The organism is Baaleninema simplex PCC 7105, assembly GCF_000332355.1.
GTDB classification, from domain to species: Bacteria; Cyanobacteriota; Cyanobacteriia; order Cyanobacteriales; family Geitlerinemataceae; genus Baaleninema; species Baaleninema simplex.
Window position 1 is genome coordinate 3,784,594 of record NZ_KB235958.1, and the last position, 3,530, is coordinate 3,788,123.

General features: G+C 41.5%; 3 protein-coding genes. 2 read left to right on the forward strand and 1 reads right to left on the reverse strand.

From position 1 onward, the window contains the following. The first annotated feature begins 149 nt into the window (after positions 1-149). Positions 150-941 (forward strand): leucine-rich repeat domain-containing protein, encoded by a 792-nt coding sequence (locus GEI7105_RS0119210; protein WP_017662055.1) that lies wholly within the window; start codon positions 150-152, stop codon positions 939-941. A 108-nt stretch (positions 942-1,049) separates the two neighbouring features. Continuing rightward, positions 1,050-2,654: a leucine-rich repeat domain-containing protein gene (locus tag GEI7105_RS0119215; RefSeq protein WP_017662056.1), complete on the forward strand. Its 1,605-nt coding sequence runs from the start codon at positions 1,050-1,052 to the stop codon at positions 2,652-2,654. Positions 2,655-2,721: 67 nt separating this feature from the next. On the opposite strand, the gene GEI7105_RS31415 is transcribed toward GEI7105_RS0119215, so the two are convergent. Continuing rightward, positions 2,722-3,336, reverse strand: a complete 615-nt coding sequence (locus GEI7105_RS31415; RefSeq protein ID WP_017662057.1) for a hypothetical protein — start codon at positions 3,334-3,336, stop codon at positions 2,722-2,724. Positions 3,337-3,530: the final 194 nt, after the last annotated feature.

Below are 3,530 nucleotides of genomic sequence, written 5' to 3' on the forward strand. Positions count from 1 at the left end.
CTTAACTCCCTTCTCTCAAACCGCTCTAAGTACTCTTACTCATTGCAAAACTGGGATGCACCCTAGCACCTCTTCAAAACTCTAAACTTCCGGTGTATATATTAAATCTTGAAAATAATAAAATTCAAGATATTTCACCTTTACAAAATATGTTGCAAAATTCTAAGATTGCCAATTTATATTTTCCTAATTTATATCTGTCCAACAATCTCATTCAAGATATAAATCCTTTAGTGGGTTCGAGGTACCAAAAACTCGATTTAAGTCACAATCAAATTCGTAACTTACCGCCTCTCGAAATTCAGGTGATACAGCTCCATCTCGATAACAATCAAATTGAAGACCTCAAACCGATAGAAGCTCTCGATCGCCCCGAGCGTCTTGTCGATTTAACAGTTTCTGGAAATCAGATTCGACAATTGCCCTCTTTCGCAGAGATGACCGATCTAACCTATATCGATCTTTCTAACAATCAAATTGAAGATATTCGTCCTTTAGCCACTTGGGTTTACGATCGCGAACGTTGGCAAAGAATGCTGACTAACCCTAGAGGATTACTTCTGAAATTTTCTAGGAGACTCGATCTCGCAAACAATCAAATTTCTGACCTCAGTCCTCTTGAAGATTTCGAGCAACCCGATAGTCTCACTGAATTAATCTTTAAAGGAAACCAGATTCGTCAACTGCCCTCATTTTCGGAAATGACTTATTTAAGCTTCCTCGATCTTTCTGACAATCAGATCGAAGATGTTTCGCCGCTACAGTCACTCGAGACTCCCCAGGGTTGGTCAATTTATATCGATTTACGCAACAATCAGATTATGGACGCTCAACCGCTTTCTTTAGTCAGTCGAATCTATGTACTCGATCTCAAAGGTAATCCTCTCGTTGACGAAACCTGTCCGCTTCCCGATTTGGAAGAGCGCAACTGTCGATTTTAGTGATGGAGACTGAAGTGGTACAGACAACTTAGATATAGTTCAAGGCTCGATTGTCATCAAGCTTTTGTTTCGGTAAACTGACAAGAAATACGATCGATCTTGAGAAAAATGAAGTCTCAAAGATTTTTGGCGAGATTTACCCTCACTCTCGCGATCTCAGCGGGGTTAACAAGCTGTAACGTTCAACGTTCTCCTGAATCGAACGAATCGCCTCCGGTTGATGTGAGCGATCTCGACAGCCTAGAAGACTGGTGTAAGGCGGCTTCTTCTTTACCTGAAGCAACACAACGGACGATCGAGGTTTTACTCGAACGAGCCGAAACCCGTCACTGCCAAGTTTTACAATTTAAACTGGAGCGAAATGAAGAGTTATATCTCGACAATGAAAATCTCTCAGATGTAAGACCCTTGCAATATCTGAAGCATCTCAAGTCTCTGAATTTAGCGGGGAATTCAATTTATGATATTGCACCTCTACAAGACTTAACTGATTTAAAGTCTCTCAGTATTTCTGGTAATCCCGTTCAAGATTTTACACCTTTACAACATTTAACTGATTTAGAGAGCCTATCCCTAGTCAATACCAAAATTCGTGACTTTGCATTTTTGCCGCACTTAACGCGCCTCAAATTTCTGAGTCTTGACAAAAATCAGCTTCGCCATTTACCCCCAATTTCATCTTTATCTCAACTAGAGCGTCTGAGTCTTAACGATAATTTATTGGAAGATATAACAGGTTTGCAAGGATTTCCCAACCTTGAAGTTGTTTCGGCCTCTCGCAATAAAATCACTAAAATAAGTTCGTTTAAGGACTGTCCAAGTTTATACAAAGTCTTCTTAGACGAAAATCAGATTGAAGATTTAACACCTCTTGATGAATCTAATTTAGAGGTTTCTATGTTAGATCTTGAAAATAACAAAATTCAAGACATTTCGCCATTGCAAAATGTTAAAGTTTCTGACTTATATCTGTCCAACAATCTCGTTCGAGATCTAAGTCCTTTAGCAGGTACATGGTATGCAAAACTCGATTTAAGTCACAATCAAATTCGTAACTTACCGCCTCTCAAAATTCAGGTGAGACAGCTCCATCTCGATAACAATCAAATTGAAGATCTCAGACCTCTCGAAGCACTCGATCGCCCCGAGCGTCTTGTCGATTTAACAGTTACTGGAAATCAGATTCGACAATTGCCCTCTTTCGCAGAGATGACCGATCTAACCTATCTCGATCTTTCTGACAATCAAATTGAAGATATTCGTCCTTTAGCCACTTGGGTTTACGATCGCGAACGTTGGCAAAGAATGCTGGCTAACCCTAGAGGATTAATTCTGAAATTTTCTAGGAGACTCGATCTCGAAAACAATCAAATCTCCGATCTCAGTCCTCTTGAAGATTTCGAGCAACCCGATAGTCTAACTCAATTAATCTTTAAAGGAAACCTGATTCGTCAACTGCCCTCATTTTCGGGAATGACTCATTTAAGATCTCTCGATCTGTCTGACAATCAGATCGAAGATGTTTCGCCGCTACAGTCACTCGAGACTCCCCAGGGTTGGCGAATTTCTATCAAGTTACGCAACAACCAGATTACAGACGCTCAACCGCTTTCTTGGGTCAGTCGAATCTATTCACTCGATCTTAAAGGGAATCCTCTCGTGGACGAAACCTGTCCGCTTCCCGATTTGGAAGAGCATAACTGTCGATTTTAGTGATGGAGACTGAAGTGGTACAGACAACTCAGATATATCAGAGGAGCTGACGGTGTGTTGACTCTGATTACCGAAGATTTCTAAAGAATGTTCTCAAAGTCTGATAATATTCTTCTGCCCTTCCAGCAATGTATTCAACTCGATCGCCAGGGTTGACGATTGAACGTGCATCTTCAAACTGCTGGAGACGCGCAGATTCATTACGTGGGCCGTTTGCTGTAAAAAAGTCGTCTAGACGATAAACTGTAAATAAACCCTGTTGCATACCTAAAGCGGCTATTCGAGCGGCGACATCAGGATCGTCTGCTGCGATATCTGGGTTGTTAACTAAGTCTATGGGGCTAAGATCGGTATTAGCTTGGCGTTCGAGAGCGGTTGGATTGCTAATTATACTGTTGTAAAGTGCCTGCATGTCCGTGTAATTCGCTCTTCCCGTAAGTTGGACAAAACCTCGACCTCGATATTTGTAGCCGTCACCTTCTTCCTCGTTCCCATTTCTCCCTCCATATTCACCGTTAAAATAGTCCCGTTCTTCCCGACTCCCCGCTCGCCTACCTGAATATTCATACATATAGTTATGACCGTATAAGGTGGCACCAAAATAGGACTCTTTTTCGGCTGTTGCAATGATGTAAGCAACTGGTTCGAGTTGAGTTACTCCAGTAAGTATAGAAAACTTCAAAAGCCTTGGAATGGCATTCCTTGCCGCCGCTTCGACGATTTGCTTTTCACCGTCATTGAGCTCCTCGCTTGGAATTGTATATACGTTTCTAGCGAGAGTTCTTATCGGGACTTAAACGGTAAAAAAGGTAAAATAAAAGCAAAACCCTTGACTGACAAGGATTTAAGGTGGAGAGTGTCCCCCATGAGAGAGAC

What these genes read in the sequence shown, in the direction of transcription:
- GEI7105_RS0119210 (WP_017662055.1), top strand. Translation starts at nt 150, where the DNA reads ATGTTGCAAAATTCTAAGATTGCCAATTTATATTTTCCTAATTTATAT.
- GEI7105_RS0119215 (WP_017662056.1), top strand. Translation starts at nt 1,050, where the DNA reads ATGAAGTCTCAAAGATTTTTGGCGAGATTTACCCTCACTCTCGCGATC.